Source organism: Sphingomonas sp. SP3, from assembly GCF_058514305.1.
Map to the genome: position 1 here is coordinate 440,906 of NZ_JBZSOE010000001.1, position 16,357 is coordinate 457,262.

A 16,357-nucleotide genomic window follows, 5' to 3' on the forward strand; every position below is an offset into this window, starting at 1 on the left:
CCAACTCCTTACCCGCCTCCTCTACTCCTCGTCTTCCCGCTTGTCGCCGATCCCCAGGGCTTTCAGCTTACGGTGAAGGGCCGAGCGCTCCATGCCGATGAACGTCGCGGTGCGCGAGATGTTGCCGGAAAAGCGCCGGATCTGAATGCGCAAATATTCCCGCTCGAACGATTCTCTCGCTTCGCGCAACGGACTGCCCATGATCGCCATCGCGGTGTTGCCGCTGCCCGATGCCGTCTGACCCTCCAGGATTTCCCCCGGCAGCAGATCGACCTCGATACACGACGCGCGGTCGCCTGGCGCCAGGATGAGGGTCCGTTCGATGATGTTCCGCAGCTGGCGGACGTTCCCTGGCCAGTCATGCGCCTGGAGCGCCGCCATCGCTTCCTCAGAGATGCGGGGCGGCGACATGCGCCGCTCGGCCGCAAAACGTGCAAGGAAGGTGCTCACGAGCTCCGGAATATCCTCACGGCGCTCGCGAAGCGCCGGGAGCCGCACCGGCACGACGTTCAGGCGATAAAACAGGTCTTCGCGAAAGCGCCCCGCCGCAATCTCTTCCGACAAGTTCCGGGATGTTGCCGAAAGCACGCGGACGTCCACCTTGACTGGTCGCTGACCGCCGATCCGATGATAGCTCTGGTCGGTCAGGACGCGCAGAATCTTGGCCTGCGTGGTCAGTGGCATGTCAGCGATTTCGTCGAGAAAAAGGGTTCCGCCGTGGGCATGCTCGAGCAGGCCGGGACGCATCGCGCCGTCGACCTCGCTGCCGAACAGCTCTTCCTCGACCCGCTCGGGGCTCATCATCGCGGCTGAAAGGACGATGAAGGGCGCTTTGGCACGCGGGCTCCATTGATGGATCATCCGCGCGGCGATTTCCTTGCCGACACCCGGCGGCCCCGAAATCAAAACCCGGCTTCCGGTTGGCGCGACACGCTTCAGGGTTGCGCGCACAGTATTGATCGCGACCGATGACCCGTGGAGCTGGTCCTCTTGTCCCACCTGCTTGCGCAACGTCTCATTCTCGCGCCGCAAGCGCTCGGTCTCGGTGGCGCGGTCGACGAGATAGATCAGCCGCTCCGCCTCGAACGGCTTCTCGATGAAGTCGATGGCCCCTTCCCTCACCGCCGCCACGGCGGTGTCTAGGTTCCCGTGGCCGGAGATCATCAAGACCGGGATTGTCGGGTCGCGCCGCTTCACTTCCTGAAGCAACTGGAGGCCGTCGAGGCGCGATCCTTGGAGCCAGACGTCGAGCAGGACCATGGACGGGCGCCGTTCCTCGATGGCCTCCAGGGTTGCATTGCTGTCGGCCGCCGTCCGTACGGTATAGCCTTCGTCCTCAAGGACACCGCTCACCAGCTCCCGAATATCGGCCTCGTCGTCCACAACCAGCACTTCAAGCGCCATCAGGCTTCCTCGCCTTCTTGTTCATTGTTTTCATCGTCGTCGGTTTGGGGCTCATCGATCGCGAGATGCGCAAGCTTTGCAGTGTCGAATGCGATCCGGACATGAGTGCCGCCGCCCGGTCGGTCGAGGAAGGCGATCTCGCCCATATGCTCCTCGACGATCTTCTTGACGATCGCGAGGCCGAGGCCGGTGCCGCGCACCCGCGTCGTCATGTAGGGCTCGGTCAGCCGCTCGCGGTCTTCGGGAAGGCCAACGCCAGTGTCGAGCACGTCGAGGACGAGATGCCCCTCTTCGTCGTGCAGGCGCAGCTCGACGCGATCGCCCGCGAGGCTATGCTCGCCCCTCGCCCGCCTGCCTTCAATGGCTTCAACGCTATTCTTCACAACATTTGTGAGTGCCTGAGCAAGCTGGCGACGGTCACAAACCATCGGGAAATTGCCCTGCGCCGGATCCAGCACGAAGGTGATCGCCGGATGCGCGACTTCGTGAAGAAACAGAGCCTGGCGCGCGATCTCGAACACATTCTCGTCGCGAAACACGGGTTTGGGCATGCGGGCGAAGTTGGAGAATTCGTCGACCATCCGACGGAGATCGCCAACCTGGCGAACGATCGTGCCGGTCAGTCGCTCGAATGTATCAGCGTCCGACGTTACTTCTCCGCCAAAGCGGCGCTGGAGCCGCTCGGCGGCTAGCTGGATCGGCGTCAACGGATTCTTGATCTCGTGCGCGATACGGCGCGCAATATCCGACCAGGCGGCGCGTCGCTGGTCCGACAGCTGGTCGGTGATGTCGTCAAAGGTCAGCACCGACCCGTCCTGGTAGCGCACGCGCTTCACCGCCAACGTGCGTTGGCCGGCGTCCGCGGCTAGGAGCACATCGGCTTCGGACTGCTCACCGCGCACGAACTCGTGGAGCTCGGGCGAAAGCTTGCTGAGTTGCTTGCCCTCGGACTCTTCCCCACCCTTCTGCAGCAGAGTAGCCGCCGAGCGATTGAGCAGAAGGATTCGGTTCTTCATATCGACCGCCACGACACCCGCGGTCACGCTCGACAGCACCGCTTCCATGAAGGCACGGCGAGTTTCGAGCTGGGTGTTGGCGGTGCGCAATGCGTTCGTCTGCTCCTCAAGCCGTCCCGTCATCCGGTTGAACGCGGTCGCCAGCGTCTGCACCTCGTCCTCGGTCTTGGTCACGGGCACGCGGGCGGAGAAATCGCCGGCTTCGATCCGGCCAGCAGCCGCGACCAGCTCTCCAACGGGGCGGACGAGCCGGTCGGCAAGCCTGAGCGCGGTGAAGATCGCCAGCCCAACGATGACTAGAGCGCCCAGCAGAAGCGCCGCGTTGAAGCGCAGCTGGTTGATCCGCGACTTGGCCAGCAGCCCCTGGTAATCGCGCATTACCGCGTTCGCACGATTGATCTGGCTCGCGACCTCATGATCGAGCTGGCGCCCGACATAGAGGTAAGTGTCGGTCCCCGGGCTAAGCCGGGTAACAACTGAAATCCGATTGGGTGCACCGGCGTCGACGCTGGCGTTGTCCGGAAGCCTGCGGAGCTTGGCGATCGCCAGCGCGATCCGCTTGTTGTCGATCATCCCGACATAGCCGTTCGCGACCGCGAGCGTCTGGATGTCTCCCTTCGAGCCGACCCGCAGGATAGCCGCCTCGCTCAACGCCCGCTGGTAGGTTTGAAATGCAAGGCCGGTCTCGAACCGCCGATCGTCAATCGTTACCTTTTGGAGATACCCGGTGAGGTCCCCAGCCATGGTCGTCGCTTCGTTCCCGACGCGCCCTAACTCGTAGCGATAGGTGGCGTCGGCCACCGCGACCGTGTTCTCGAGCATGTTCCGAGCCCGGTCGGAGAACCAGAATTCGAGCCCGCTCTGGAACAGCAGCGAGGCGAAGATCGCGACCAGCACCGTCGGAACCGCGGCGATGACCGAGAACAGCGCGACCAAGCGCGTGTGAAGGCGGCCGCTGCCCAGACCCCCCTGCTCCGCCCGGCGCATCGCAACCTTTCGCGAGAACAGCACCATGAGGGCGATGGCCGGAAGCAGGATCGCAATCAGCAGGAGCGCGATTAGCGGAGGAGACAAGAGCGTGCCGGGCTCGGCCCCCCGCCTCAGCACCCATACCGCTACCGTGAGCGCACCGACCAGGAAGGCGCCGATGAGCACGGCAAGACGATCGTAGAACCGGCCGCTCGCACGCTCGCGCTTGAGCCAGCTTTCCTGCCGAGATGTCACCGGTGATTCGGCCGTAAGCGCATCCATTCGCTCAGCGCCCTAGCAGGCACTCACGGCCGTTGCATCAAAAACACACCTGTGTCCGGAACAATTAATTCAAGCGGCGGATCGGGTCAGCCACGGTGCATAAAAATCACGCAGCATTTTGGTCACAACCGCCGGGTCGTCCTGCTGGTTGACCTTGTTGCGGAGCTCTGCCGAGCCCGGCAGGCCCTTGGTGTACCAACCGATATGCTTGCGGGCGAGGTTCACGCCCGTGTGCGTGCCGTAGAGCGCGAGCATGTCGCTATATTGTTCGAGCATGGTTTCGAGCTGCTCGTCGAGGCTCGGATCGGGCCGATGCCCTCCTCCGCCCAGCTCGCTCATCACCTGCGCGATCAGCCACGGACGTCCGTACGCGCCGCGGCCGATCATCACACCGTCCGCGCCGGACTGCGCCAGCGCTGTCCGGGAATCCTCGATCGAGCAGATATCGCCGTTGACGATGACTGGCACCGATACCGCCTCTTTCACGCGGCGCACAAAAGCCCAATCCGCCTCGCCCTTGTAGAGCTGGCAGCGGGTCCGCCCATGGATGGTGATCATCTGGACGCCGAGGTCTTCGGCGATCCGAGCAAGTTCGGGCGCATTGAGGCTCGAATGGTCCCAGCCCATCCGCGTCTTCAAGGTCACCGGCACCTTCACGGCCTTGACCGTTGCGTCGATTAGCTTCGCCGCCAGCGGCAGGTCGCGCATCAAGGCAGAGCCGGCGTCACCGTTGACGACCTTCTTGACCGGGCAGCCCATATTGATGTCGATGATGGCGGCACCGCGCTGCTCGTTGAGCTTCGCCGCCTCGGCCATCAAATGTGGCTCGCAGCCCGCGAGCTGGAGCGAGACCGGTTCTTCCGCCGGATCCCAAAGCGACTTCTGCAGCGACTGCCGGGTTTCGCGGATCATCGCCTGGCTGGCGATCATCTCGCTCACCGTCAGGCCCGCACCATAGCGCTTTACGACCCGCCGGAACGGCAGGTCGGTGACGCCCGTCATCGGCGCCAGGATGACTGGCGATCCGACCTCGATCGGGCCGATCTTGATGGGCTTCAGCGCGCTCATGGAAGCCGCGCAGATAATGGAGAAGCCCTTGGCGGACAAGGCGCGGACGCCTAACGCCCGCGCGCAATGACCGTCACCGCCCTCATCGTCGCCGCTGGGTCCGGCTCCCGCATGGGCGGAGACGTGCCCAAGCAATTCCGCTTGCTCGGCGGCAAGCCCGTGCTTCGCTGGGCAGTCGAGGCGCTGGCGGGACACCCCGCCGTCCAAGCCACCCGGGTGGTGATCGGCGATGGCCAGGAGCCGCTCGCGTCGGCCGCGCTCCAGGGCCTCGACGTCGGCACGCTGATCGAAGGCGGCAGTGAGCGCGCGGACTCGGTCCGTGCCGGCCTCAGCCAGATCGAAGGCGATGCGGTCCTGGTCCATGATGCGGCCCGGCCCTTTTGTCCCCCGACGGTAATCGACCGGTTGGTGGCGAGCCTCGAATTCTTCGACGGCGCAGCGCCGGTGCTGTCGGTCGGCGACACGCTTGCCCGCGCAAGCGACAGCCTAGACGAGACCTTGAACCGCTCCGGGCTGGTCCGCGTTCAGACTCCCCAGGCGTTCCGCTTGGACGCGCTTCGCCAAGCATATGCCCAGTTCAACGGTTCGCCGACCGACGAAACAACCGTCCTCCGCGCTGCGGGCATGAAGGTGGCCGCAGTCGAAGGCGACCCTGCGCTCGATAAGCTCACCACCGCCGCCGATTTCGACTGCGCGACCCAATGGCTGGCTGGGAGTCTCTCGCCGCGGACCGGCATGGGGTTCGACGTCCATGCCTTTGCGGGGGAGGGACCGCTCATGCTCGGCGGTGTCGAAATCCCCCATCCGCGGGGGCTCGCCGGTCATAGCGACGCCGACGTCGTGCTCCATGCGATCACCGACGCAGTGCTCGGCGCAGCGGGTCTTGGCGACATCGGCGAGCATTTCCCGCCGAGCGACCCGCAGTGGAAAGGCGCGAATTCGTCCCTATTTCTGGAACATGCGGTCGGTCTGCTGCGCTCGAAGGGCGCGATGATCGACCATCTGGACTGCACCGTGATTGCCGAAGAACCCAAGGTTGGGCCCTATCGGGCCGCGATGCGCGCCCGGATCGCCGGGATTGCCGGGCTTTCGATCGATCAGGTCAGCATCAAGGCGACCACGACCGAAGGCCTCGGCTTCACCGGCCGGCGTGAAGGCATTGCCGCCCAAGCGGTCGCAAGCATTCGAATGGGATATTTTAAGTGAAAGACTCTCTTCTTCCCGATCTTCTGGTCGACAAGGCACGCGAAGTGGTCGAGGCCAATCGCAAGGCCGGCCGGCGCGTCGCTGTCGCCGAAAGCTGCACCGGCGGCCTCGTCAGCGCCGCGCTCACCGAAATCCCCGGCTCGTCCGAAATGTTCGAGGCCGGCTATGTGACCTACTCGAACGCCGCCAAGATCTGCGAGCTCAAGGTGTCGGAAGACGTGGTCGACACGTTCGGCGCGGTAAGCGTCGCCACCGCCTGGGCGATGGCCCGCGGCGCCCTTGCCGCTTCCGACGCAGATATCGCCGTGGCGATTACCGGTGTCGCCGGCCCGGGCGGGGGTACCCCGGCCAAGCCGGTGGGCACGGTCGTCTTTGCGCGTGCGGAACGCGATGCCGATCCCGCGAAGATCGTCGCCGACCAGAAATTCTTCGACGAAAAGACGCGCTCGGGCGTGCGGCTTCAGGCGGCGCTTTGCGCGCTCGAATTGCTGATGCCGTAAAGCGCCGCCGCGCGCTGCTCGAATGCCGAAGTCATGCGCCGAAGCGCCCGGTCGAACATCGATCCCGCCAAGGTTTCGAAGATGCGCGACTTGAACGCGAAATCGACCGAGAAATGCACGTTGGTGCCGCCATCGCTGGCCGGCTCGAACGTCCATTCGTTGTGCAGATATTTGAGCGGGCCTTCGACATAATCGACGCAGATCCGTCTCGGAGGGTCTTTGACGACGCGGCTGGTGAACCGCTCCTTGAAAGCGTTGAAGCCGACGACAAGGTCGGCGACCGTTTCCTTCTCGCTCGCCGATCGGAGGCGTACCGCGACCACCCAGGGTAGGAATTCGTCGTAACGGGCAACGTCGGCGACCATGTCGAACAGTTGCTCGGGCGTGTAGGGAAGATGCCGCGTTTCGCTATGCCGCGGCATTCGCGCCTTCTCGCTTGAGCTGCTCGGCACGGTTTTGCTGCATCTTCTTGAAGTCGTCGCCGGCATGGTAGCTCGACCGCGTCAGCGGCGAAGCGGCGACCAGCAGGAAGCCCTTGGCCCGGGCGATGGCCGCATAAGCATCGAACGCCTGCGGCGTGACGAACTCTTCGACCTTCGCATGGCGCGGGGTTGGCTGGAGATACTGGCCCATGGTCAGGAAATCGACGCCGGCAGAGCGCATGTCGTCCATCACCTGGTGAACTTCGAGGCGCTGCTCGCCCAGACCGACCATCACGCCTGACTTGGTGAAGATATGCGGCGCCTTGCGCTTCACGCTTTCGAGCAGGCGTAGCGACGCATAATAGCGCGCGCCCGGCCTGATCGTCGGATAGAGCCGCGGCACGGTCTCGAGATTGTGATTGTAGACGTCGGGCCCGGCAGCGACGATCGCATCGATCGCCGCCTCGCTCTTGTTACGGAAATCGGGCGTCAGGATCTCGATCGTCGTGTTGGGCGTGTTGCGGCGCAGCGCCTCGATCACCTTCACGAATTGCGATGCGCCGCCATCGGGCAGGTCGTCGCGATCCACCGAGGTGACGACGATATGCTCAAGGCCGAGTTCGGCCGCAGCGGTCGCAACATGCTCCGGCTCAAGCGGATCGACCGCGCGCGGCATGCCGGTCTTGACGTTGCAGAAGGCGCAGGCGCGCGTGCAGGTGTCTCCAAGGATCATCACCGTCGCGTGCTTCTTGGTCCAGCACTCGCCGATGTTCGGGCACGCCGCTTCTTCGCAAACGGTCGCAAGGTTGAGATCGCGCATTAGCCTGCGCGTCGCATGATAGCCTTCGCTGACCGGGGCTTTGACGCGGATCCAGTCGGGCTTGCGCTGCTTTGGAGGTACGGCTGCCGGAGCGTTCATGGCGGCCAGATAGCGATTGAGAGGCGCCCTTGCCACCCCCGCCCCCGTGCCGCTAGCGCGATAGGCCATGCCCTACCTGACCCAATTGATCGAAGGCTACCGCCGTTTCCGCGAGAACGACTGGCATCATGAGCGCGAGCGGTGGTCGGAACTCGCTGAGGGCCAGAGCCCCAAGGTCATGATACTGTCCTGCGCCGATAGCCGCGTCGACCCGGCGCAAATCTTCGATGCGCGGCCGGGCGAAATGTTCGTGGTTCGAAATATTGCTGGGCTCGCCCCGCCGTACGAAACGAGCCGCGGCTTCCACGGCGTCTCGGCAGCCCTGGAATTCGCCGTCAGCCAGTTGGAGGTCGGCGAGATCCTGGTCATGGGGCATGGCTTATGCGGCGGCTGCGCCGCTGCGCTCACCGGCCAGTTCGACGATACCGATCCCGGCGAAGGCCATTTCATCGCGGACTGGGTGAGAATGCTGCACGACGCCGCGGACCGCATCCGCGCCGATCACCCCAACCTCGATCGCGCAGCCTTCACGGCAATGGAACGCGAGGCGGTTAAAGTCAGCCTCGCCAACTTGCGCACCTTCCCCTGGATTACGGAGCGCGAAACGAGCGGAAAGCTGAAGCTGCACGGTGCCCACTTCTCGGTCGCGGAAGGGCGCTTGTACGTGCTCGACGAGGCGGAAGAAGACTTCCGCCCCGTCTAGCAGCAACTCAATTAGAGTGTCGGCTGACTAGCAGCGCGTGTTGTAGTCGTAGTGCGGCTGGCCGTACTGGTCGACGTAGTAGCAATAGCCGCGGGTATCGCGATAATATTGCCGCCCGTTGATCGTAGCACCAAGAACACCGCCAAGGACCGCGCCGGCAAGCGCGCCCGTGCCAGTGCTGACGCCCGGGATCACCGCACCGGCGATCGCGCCGCCCACGGCGCCGATAGCAGCGCCGGTGGCCGCACGGCCGACCTGCGTGTTTCCGTAGCCAGGCTGATAATAGCCGTTATTCCCATAATACGGATCGTAACCGTACTGGTTGGGAGTAGTAGCGCAGCCCGACACCGCAACAGTGGCGGCCAGGGCTGCGGCAAGACCAAATTTCCTCATCGTAATATCCCTTCTCACACGCGCCCCTTCGCTTCGAAACCCTAAAGCGGTTCAGAAGGCGTTTCGTTCCCGCATCGATCATCCGCCGTTCATCTGGCAAATAGGGTCGCGGCAAGCGGTGGTCATTCCGCGACGCGACGCTAGAGAAGCGATGAAAGACTCGGCCAAAAGGGACAAGGATGCGCGACCGCCAGAACGAGCAGGAAGCAAACATCGCCTTGCTCATCGATGCCGACAACGCCTCGCCCGAACACCTGGACGACGTTCTCCTTGTCCTCGGTGAGTTGGGCACGATCAATATTCGCCGCGCCTACGGCAATTGGGCCAAGGCCAGCCTCAAAGGCTGGGGCCAGTTGACCGGCCTTCACTCGATCATACCAATGCAGCAGTTCGACGTCGTCAAAGGCAAAAGCGCGACGGACATGCGCATGACCATCGACGCGATGGACCTTCTCTACCGCGGCAATGTCGACGGCTTCGGCATTATGTCCTCGGACAGCGACTTCCTGCCGCTCGCCCAGCGAATCCGTGAGGATGGGCTCCCAGTGTATGGCTTCGGAACTGCCAAGACGCCCCTCTCCTTCCAGCAAGCCTGCACGCGCTTCTTCGACGTCGGCGCCTTGGCCCTGGATGACGAGGAGCAACTCGAGCAGCCCGCCGCGGGCAAGGGGCAACGGCCGGTCGATACCGAGCTGCTCCAGGTGCTCGGCTCGGCTTACAAGGCGTCCAAGCGCGATGACGAGGGCTACACGCCTCTCTCGGAACTCGGCCAGCGGGCCAAAGCCGTGTCGAGCTTCGCCGCCCGCAACTACGGATTCACCCGCCTCTCCGACCTCATCAAGGCCGTGCCGAACTTTGAGGTGAAAAACGGCGAGGACGGCCGGTTGTTGGTGAAGCGCCTACGCTAGGTTGTGGATCGTTGATCCACAGATAAATTTCGCCTGCGAATCGAACAGGCTGTTGTCCGATTGCCACAGCGCTTTAGTTTTTGGGGAGAGGCGGAACCGCCCCTCTGATGGCCGGTTCTGCTTGTAACATAAGTTACATCCAGACGGGGCGGGTGCAGGACCGATGGATCCAGAACAGATTGTCGAGCACGCATTAGTTGCGCTTTCGACCGATCAAGATTGGCAAAGCGCGTTGGATCGGCTTCCCGCACCTGTTTACACCACAGATGCAGAAGGTGCTGTAACCTATTGGAATCAAGCATGTGTCGAGTTCGCCGGCCGTGAGCCGCGGCTTGGCCGAGACCGCTGGTGCGTCAGCTGGCAGCTCTACACGACGATCGGCGAGCCGATGAAACACGAAGACTGCCCGATGGCGCAGGCGATCAAGCAGCGGGAGCCGATTCGTAATTCGATCGCCATTGCCGAACGGCCGGACGGCACGAGACGGGCCTTCAAACCATACCCCACCCCGCTCTTTGATTCAGATGGCACCCTGAAGGGCGCGGTCAACGTGCTGATCGATGTCACCGACGAGCAGGCGGATTCGCTGCATGAGCAGGCAGAGCGCTGCCGACGCCTCGCCGACGCACTCTACAGCCGTGAAAGCACGATCGTCCTGCAGCAAATGGCGAGCCGTTTCGACGAAACCGCCGACAATCTCGCCGCCAGGCGGAAAGCCTAGCTCAAAGCAATTCGAGCTCGACGGTCACTTCATCACCCGTGCCGATCTCGGCTTTTTTCCGGATTTCAGCCTTCACCGGCAGCAGGTAGCCGCCGCTGTTGAGCGGAAACACCGACGTCCGCCAGGTTACGTCGCCAATCCGCGCTTCAACCTTGACCGAACCGAACCCGCGCGGACTTCCCAAGGCATGCGCCCGGATCTCATCCGATTCCTCGTCCGGCACGGTGATGAAGTACCAGCGCCCCGCCGCGTCCGATCCTTTCCAGATCCACAGCAGCGAGGTGATGGTGATCATCGGGTCCTACCGCGTCAGCTTGCGGTAGCTCGTCCGGTGCGGGCGCGTGGCTTCCTCGCCGAGGCGACGGACCTTGTCTTCCTCATAGGCCTGGAAATTGCCCTCGAACCATTCGACGTGGCTGTCGCCCTCGAACGCCAGGATATGGGTCGCGAGCCGGTCAAGGAAGAAGCGGTCGTGGCTGATGACCACCGCGCAGCCGGCGAAATTCTCGATCGCTTCCTCGAGCGCGCCCAAGGTCTCGACGTCGAGATCGTTGGTCGGCTCGTCGAGCAGCAGCACGTTGCCGCCGCGCTTCAACATCTTGGCGATGTTGACGCGGTTGCGCTCACCGCCGGACAGCTTGCCGACGTTCTTCTGCTGGTCCTGGCCCTTGAAGTTGAACGCGCCAACGTAGGCGCGCGTCGATTGGTCGTGGCCGTTGACCTTCATGTAATCGAGACCGTCAGAAATCTCTTCCCAAACGTTCTTCGAATTATCGAGGTGGTCGCGGCTCTGGTCGACATAGCCGAGGTGTACCGTCGGGCCGATTTCGATCTCGCCTGAGTCCGGCTTTTCCTGCCCGGTGATGATCTTGAACAAGGTCGACTTGCCGGCGCCGTTCGGGCCGATCACGCCAACGATCCCTCCCGGCGGGAGCGTGAAGGACAGATCGTCGAACAATAGCTTGTCGCCGTAGGCCTTGCTGACGTTGTTCACCTCGATGACCTTGCCGCCCAGGCGCTCGGGCACCTGGATCAGGATCTCGGCCTTTCCGGGCACATATTTTTCCTGAGCGGCGACGAGCTGGTCGAACTTCGCGATGCGCGCCTTCGACTTCGTCTGGCGGGCCTTGGCGCCTTGCCGAATCCACTCGAGCTCGTGACGGATGGCCGTCTGGCGGCCGCTCTCCTCGCGCTCCTCCTGCTCAAGCCGCTTGGCCTTCTTCTCGAGGTAGGTCGAATAATTGCCTTCGTAGGGGAAGTATTTCCCGCGATCGAGCTCGAGGATCCAGCTCACCACATTGTCGAGGAAGTAGCGGTCGTGCGTGATCATCAGCACCGCGCCCTCATATTCCTTGAGGTGGTTTTCCAGCCATTGGACGCTCTCGGCGTCGAGGTGGTTGGTGGGCTCGTCGAGCAGCAGGATCGACGGCTTCTGGATCAGCAGCCGCGTGAGAGCGATGCGGCGCTTTTCACCGCCGGAAAGGTTCTCGACCGACAAGTCCGAGGGCGGACAGCGGAGTGCTTCCATCGCGACCTCGAGCTGGTTGTCGAGCGTCCACCCGTCGACCGCGTCGATCTTGCCCTGGAGGTCGCCCATCTCCTCCATGAGCTTGTCGAAGTCGGTATCCTCCCTGGGATCGCCCATTTCGGCCGAGATCGCGTTGAAGCGGTCGACCATGTCGGCGACATCGCGCGCGCCGTCCTTGACGTTCTCGAGCACATTCTTGCTTGGGTCGAGCTGCGGCTCCTGCGGAAGGTAGCCGACGGTGATATTCTCGCCCGGCCAGGCCTCTCCCTGGAAGTCCTTGTCGATGCCGGCCATGATTTTCATCAGGGTCGACTTGCCGGCACCGTTGGGGCCGACGATGCCGATCTTGGCGCCCTGGTAGAATTGCAGGTTGATGTGGTTGAGCACCGGCTTCTGGGCGCCGGGGAAGGACTTGGTCATGTCCTTCATGACAAAAGCATATTGGGCGGCCATGGGGTCGCGAATTCCTCTGATAAACGGGGGTTTCGCGCCAGTTAGGACACCGGCGCTCCGATTTCTACCCTAGAACGGCAGCTTGAACCCCGGCGGCAGCGGCAAGCCGGACGACATTTTCTGCATTTCGGCATTGGCGACCTGGTCGGCCTTGGTGCGCGCATCGTTGATCGCCGCGATGATCAGGTCCTCGACCATGCTCTTTTCCGACGGCTGGAGGAGGCTGTCGTCGATCTCGACGCCAAGGATGCGCCCCTTAGCGGTCGCCTTGATCTTGACCATGCCGCCGCCAGCCGCGCCTTCGACCTCGATGTGGTCGAGGCTGTCCTGGGCCTTTTGCAGCTCGCTCTGCGCGTTCTGGGCCATTTTCATGATCTCTTCGAAGTCGGGTAGTTCGGGCATGTCAGGCGCCTTTGGTTGAGAAGGATTCGAGCTCAGCCTCCGGAAATGCGTCCATCACCGAGCGGAGGTTGGGATCGGCGAGGACATCTGCGCGAACGCGCTCCTCGGCGATTTTCTCTTGGTCGAGCAGCGAGGGCTCGCCGGCTTCGTCCGACAGCGCCACCTGCCAGTTGGTGCCGGTCAGCGACTTGAGCGCTGCGCCGAGATCGCGAGTCCAGTCGCCGCCAAGCGGGCGCATCGGCTTCAGCACCAGCTCCGGCGGCGCGTAGCGGACCACACCGACCTGGTCGTGGAGTTGGACTGCGAGATTGTGCTTGCCGGCCTTTTCAAACGCGCCAACCAAAGCCGCGAAATCCGCCGGCAGCTGGGCTACGGGGGCTGACGCCTTGGCCGCAGGAGCGGCTGACGGAGCGCTCCCGGCGCCCTCGCCGGTCATCCGCGCGATCAGCGCCGCCGGATCGGGAAGGTCGGCAGCGTGGATTAGCCGCAGCAGCGCCATTTCGGCCGCCTCCCGGGGTTCGGGGGCCGCATCCACGTCCTGAAGGCCCTTCAGCAGCATCTGCCACAGGCGATGGATCGTGCCCCACCCTAGCGCCGCTGCCATGCTTTCGGCACTCTCGCGCTCTTCGGCGGATTGCAGGGCATCGGCGACCGCCCCTGCCTTGGCGCGGGTCGCCGCATGCAAGCTTTCCATCAGGCCGCGCAGCAGCTGTGTGGGGTCGATCCCGAGATCGTGCGCCTGGTCGAGCTCCGCCAGCGCCTCCTTGGCGTCGCCTGACAGGATCAGCTGCAGCAAGCGCCGGATTCGGCCGCGGTCGGCTAGCCCAAGCATCTCGCGGACTTGCTCCGCGGTGACAGCGCCCGCGCCATGGGCGATCGCCTGGTCGAGCATCGACAGACCATCGCGCGCCGATCCCTCTGCGGCGCGCGCGATCATGTTCAGCGCTTCTGCGTCGATTTCGACCTCTTCGGCCTTGGCTACTTCGGCAAAATGATGGGCCAGTTTTTCTGCGGGGATGCGCCTGAGGTCGAACCGCTGGCACCGCGACAGAACCGTCACCGGTACTTTCTGCACTTCCGTTGTTGCAAGGAAGAACTTCACATGCTCAGGCGGTTCCTCAAGAGTCTTCAATAAGCCATTGAAAGCCGGCTTCGAAAGCATGTGAACTTCGTCGATGATGTAGATCTTGTAGCGCGCACTGACCGACGCGTAGCGGACCGCGTCGATGATCTCGCGGACGTCGTCGATGCCGGTGTGGCTCGCCGCGTCCATTTCAATCACGTCGATGTGCCGGCCTTCTGCAATGGCGCGGCATGGCTCGCATACATTGCAAGGGTTGATCGTCGGACCACCCTGCCCGTCCGGGCCGATGCAGTTCAACGCCTTGGCGATGAGCCGCGCAGTCGAGGTCTTGCCGACCCCGCGGACCCCGGTGAGCAGGAAGGCATGCGCAATGCGGCCCCGCTCGATCGCGTTGCCGAGCGTTTTGACCATCGCATCCTGGCCGACCAGCTGATCGAAGGTCTGCGGGCGGTATTTGCGGGCAAGGACTCGATAGGCGCTGCCGCTTGGAGCGCTCGGCGGCTTCGCCAGCGCGGCTTCGGCGGCGGCAACCTGCGCCGTTGGCGCCGGCGGCGGCTGCTTGGGGACATCGCCGAACATGGCCGCTTGCCCTTCCGCCTCGAGTTCGGCCGAAGTCGGTGTCTCTTTGTCGTCGTCGGGTTGTTTGGGAGAATCGGCCATCGCCATTCTTATCTAGGTGTCGGCGACGAACTTGTCGAAGGCGCGGTGCGCAAGCTGATGCCGACTTCGTGCCCCCATCGCGAGCTCTGCCCAAGGTCGAAATCACTGAACAGCATCACGCCGATCAAGACGGTGAAGAGAATGATGTCGGCGCGCCGCGAACGGGTGAACAGCAGGACGGCCAGAGGAATGTAATAGGGAAGCTGGTAAAACCAGAACCAGTAATCGTCCAAGGCCGGCACTGCCCGCGTCAGCTGCCAGGCCATTGTCGCGCCTTCGACCAGCAGCACTCCTCCGATCACGAGCCGTTTGCGCGCCCAATAATGCTCGTCCAGATTCTTCCACTCACCCTCGCTGCGCGGGAAAATCATGGATGCCGCGAAATAATAGATCATCGAGACCGTGAGGCCGATGAAGACAATTCGCCATCGGACCGTCAGCAAATCGCGCAAAGACCAAGTGAACAGCCAGTAGCTGGCCACATCGATCAGGACGAAACAGGCGAGGAGTGGCGTCAGCACGCCCAATGGGCGTCGCCGATGAGCATCGATCGCATCGGCGAATTTGACCGCGATCTCGACGAGGGTCAGGCCGATCAGAAGTCCGAAGACGGAGAAAAGGAACTCGAAATCGGACATTGGTCACCCCCCGGTGCAATCGGCGGTTGTGGCAGTCCCTGGACCGGTTCGAAAGCGAGAAGTGCGTCATTGCGAGCGCAGCGAAGCAATCCAGCCTGGATTGCCGCGTCGCTTACGCTCCTCGCAATGACGAGAGGGTGGAAGCCGACGACCCGGCACGAAATCGTTGTGGCTGCTTCCTTCCGGACCTGACCAGGTTGGCGACAGCGCCGTCCGCCGACTTCCGGACGCGCATATGGGCAAGGCTCGACATGGACGCAAGTTAATGTGTCGGGCGGACGGAATTTCATTAGCCGTTCACGCGCAGAATTCGAATTTCGCCCCCTCCTTGCAAAGGCGCCGACCAATGCCTCTCGCCGCTATCCTGTTATCACTAGCCGCCCAAGCGACCGCTGCTCCCCTCCCGCAAGCGGTCATCCAGCCGACGCATCGCCATCGCCGGCCGTTCGTCAGCCCGATGGGCGAGCCGTTCCGGGGCGACGGGCCCAGCGGCGACGGGCTGGTCGATTGGTTCACCCAGGCCGACACCAATCATGATGGCCTGCTCACCGCGAGCGAACTTCAGGCAGATGCCCAGCGCTTCTTCGCCATCCTCGATACCGATCATGATGGCGAACTCGATCCCGACGAGGTCACGCATTACGAGACCGTGATCGCACCCGAGGTTCATGGCGAACCGCATTCGATGTACGCGCCCAAGCCGGACGGCAACGCAAACGCCGGCGGCATCGTGCCAGACGCGGGCGATGATGGCAGCGATATCCCGCTCACCGCTTCGCACGGTCCCGAGGGGGCCGGCCAGTTTGGCCTGCTCAATATTCCCGAGCCAGTTGCCGGCGCCGACACGGACCTAAGCCGCAGCATCACGCTCGTCGAATTTCGCAAGGCCGCCTACGATCGCTTCGGATTGCTCGACACAGGCCATGCCGGCCGCCTCACGGTGGCACAGTTGCAGGCCATGCGGCCGTCAGCGCCGCTTGGCGGCTTCGGCCGTCACGGCGGCCACCACCGCAACGGTGGCTGGGGCGGCCACCACCAAGGCTAGCTTCATTCGCCGTTCACGCGCAGGGAACGAGGTCTG

Annotated in this window: 17 protein-coding genes and 1 other RNA gene; 6 read left to right on the forward strand and 12 right to left on the reverse strand. The window is 63.5% G+C overall.

Annotated features, from left to right (window positions below; genetic code table 11):
* Window positions 1-21: 21 nt before the first annotated feature.
* From ntrX to dusB, 3 genes are all read right to left on the reverse strand, one after another.
* Window positions 22-1,404, reverse strand: coding sequence for a nitrogen assimilation response regulator NtrX (ntrX, locus tag AC4K8G_RS02425; protein WP_491732587.1), 1,383 nt, complete (start codon window positions 1,402-1,404; stop codon window positions 22-24).
* Complete coding sequence (locus AC4K8G_RS02430; RefSeq protein WP_491732588.1) at window positions 1,404-3,671, reverse strand: sensor histidine kinase NtrY-like; 2,268 nt, start codon at window positions 3,669-3,671, stop codon at window positions 1,404-1,406. Before AC4K8G_RS02430 ends, ntrX begins: the two co-directional genes overlap by 1 nt.
* Before the next feature lie 69 nt (window positions 3,672-3,740).
* Entirely contained in the window at window positions 3,741-4,739 is a 999-nt protein-coding gene (dusB, locus tag AC4K8G_RS02435) for a tRNA dihydrouridine synthase DusB (RefSeq protein WP_491732589.1), read from the reverse strand.
* A 66-nt stretch (window positions 4,740-4,805) separates the two neighbouring features.
* Between dusB and AC4K8G_RS02440 the strand changes: the two genes are divergently transcribed.
* Window positions 4,806-5,945 (forward strand): bifunctional 2-C-methyl-D-erythritol 4-phosphate cytidylyltransferase/2-C-methyl-D-erythritol 2,4-cyclodiphosphate synthase, encoded by a 1,140-nt coding sequence (locus AC4K8G_RS02440; RefSeq protein ID WP_491732590.1) that lies wholly within the window; start codon window positions 4,806-4,808, stop codon window positions 5,943-5,945.
* Window positions 5,942-6,445, forward strand: a complete 504-nt coding sequence (locus tag AC4K8G_RS02445; RefSeq protein WP_491732591.1) for a CinA family protein — start codon at window positions 5,942-5,944, stop codon at window positions 6,443-6,445. The genes AC4K8G_RS02440 and AC4K8G_RS02445 overlap by 4 nt, the downstream gene beginning before the upstream one ends.
* Here AC4K8G_RS02445 and AC4K8G_RS02450 read toward each other — a convergent pair.
* Window positions 6,406-6,867 (reverse strand): type II toxin-antitoxin system RatA family toxin, encoded by a 462-nt coding sequence (locus AC4K8G_RS02450; protein WP_491732592.1) that lies wholly within the window; start codon window positions 6,865-6,867, stop codon window positions 6,406-6,408. The genes AC4K8G_RS02445 and AC4K8G_RS02450 overlap by 40 nt on opposite strands.
* The gene (gene lipA, locus AC4K8G_RS02455; protein WP_491732593.1) at window positions 6,854-7,786 is read right to left on the reverse strand and encodes a lipoyl synthase; all 933 of its coding nucleotides are present in this window, start codon (window positions 7,784-7,786) and stop codon (window positions 6,854-6,856) included. The genes AC4K8G_RS02450 and lipA overlap by 14 nt, the downstream gene beginning before the upstream one ends.
* A gap of 67 nt (window positions 7,787-7,853) precedes the next feature.
* Here lipA and AC4K8G_RS02460 point away from each other — a divergent pair, with 67 nt between their 5' ends.
* Window positions 7,854-8,489 (forward strand): carbonic anhydrase, encoded by a 636-nt coding sequence (locus AC4K8G_RS02460; RefSeq protein ID WP_491732594.1) that lies wholly within the window; start codon window positions 7,854-7,856, stop codon window positions 8,487-8,489.
* A 27-nt stretch (window positions 8,490-8,516) separates the two neighbouring features.
* Here AC4K8G_RS02460 and AC4K8G_RS02465 read toward each other — a convergent pair whose 3' ends face one another.
* The gene (locus AC4K8G_RS02465; RefSeq protein ID WP_491732595.1) at window positions 8,517-8,882 is read right to left on the reverse strand and encodes a YMGG-like glycine zipper-containing protein; all 366 of its coding nucleotides are present in this window, start codon (window positions 8,880-8,882) and stop codon (window positions 8,517-8,519) included.
* 179 nt (window positions 8,883-9,061) lie between these two features.
* On the opposite strand from AC4K8G_RS02465, the gene AC4K8G_RS02470 reads away from it, so the two are divergent.
* Together AC4K8G_RS02470 and AC4K8G_RS02475 are read left to right on the forward strand one after the other, a co-directional pair.
* Complete coding sequence (locus tag AC4K8G_RS02470) at window positions 9,062-9,790, forward strand: NYN domain-containing protein (protein ID WP_491732596.1); 729 nt, start codon at window positions 9,062-9,064, stop codon at window positions 9,788-9,790.
* Window positions 9,791-9,953: 163 nt separating this feature from the next.
* Window positions 9,954-10,511, forward strand: coding sequence for a PAS domain-containing protein (locus AC4K8G_RS02475; protein WP_491732597.1), 558 nt, complete (start codon window positions 9,954-9,956; stop codon window positions 10,509-10,511).
* A 1-nt stretch (window position 10,512) separates the two neighbouring features.
* Here AC4K8G_RS02475 and AC4K8G_RS02480 read toward each other — a convergent pair whose 3' ends face one another.
* From AC4K8G_RS02480 to ffs, 6 genes are all read right to left on the reverse strand, one after another.
* Entirely contained in the window at window positions 10,513-10,806 is a 294-nt protein-coding gene (locus AC4K8G_RS02480) for a DUF1905 domain-containing protein (RefSeq protein WP_491732598.1), read from the reverse strand.
* Window positions 10,807-10,812: 6 nt separating this feature from the next.
* Window positions 10,813-12,492, reverse strand: coding sequence for an energy-dependent translational throttle protein EttA (gene ettA / locus AC4K8G_RS02485; RefSeq protein WP_491732599.1), 1,680 nt, complete (start codon window positions 12,490-12,492; stop codon window positions 10,813-10,815).
* 69 nt (window positions 12,493-12,561) lie between these two features.
* The gene (locus tag AC4K8G_RS02490) at window positions 12,562-12,894 is read right to left on the reverse strand and encodes a YbaB/EbfC family nucleoid-associated protein (RefSeq protein ID WP_491732600.1); all 333 of its coding nucleotides are present in this window, start codon (window positions 12,892-12,894) and stop codon (window positions 12,562-12,564) included.
* 1 nt (window position 12,895) lies between these two features.
* Window positions 12,896-14,638 carry a DNA polymerase III subunit gamma/tau gene (locus AC4K8G_RS02495; protein WP_491732601.1) on the reverse strand — a complete coding sequence of 581 codons (1,743 nt, stop codon included), beginning with the start codon at window positions 14,636-14,638 and terminating at the stop codon, window positions 12,896-12,898.
* Window positions 14,639-14,646: 8 nt separating this feature from the next.
* Entirely contained in the window at window positions 14,647-15,276 is a 630-nt protein-coding gene (locus tag AC4K8G_RS02500; RefSeq protein ID WP_491732602.1) for a hypothetical protein, read from the reverse strand.
* Between the two features lie 133 nt (window positions 15,277-15,409).
* An RNA gene (gene ffs / locus AC4K8G_RS02505) (signal recognition particle sRNA small type) lies at window positions 15,410-15,504 on the reverse strand.
* Between the two features lie 118 nt (window positions 15,505-15,622).
* Here ffs and AC4K8G_RS02510 point away from each other — a divergent pair.
* Window positions 15,623-16,321, forward strand: coding sequence for an EF-hand domain-containing protein (locus AC4K8G_RS02510; RefSeq protein WP_491732603.1), 699 nt, complete (start codon window positions 15,623-15,625; stop codon window positions 16,319-16,321).
* Window positions 16,322-16,357 lie beyond the last annotated feature (36 nt).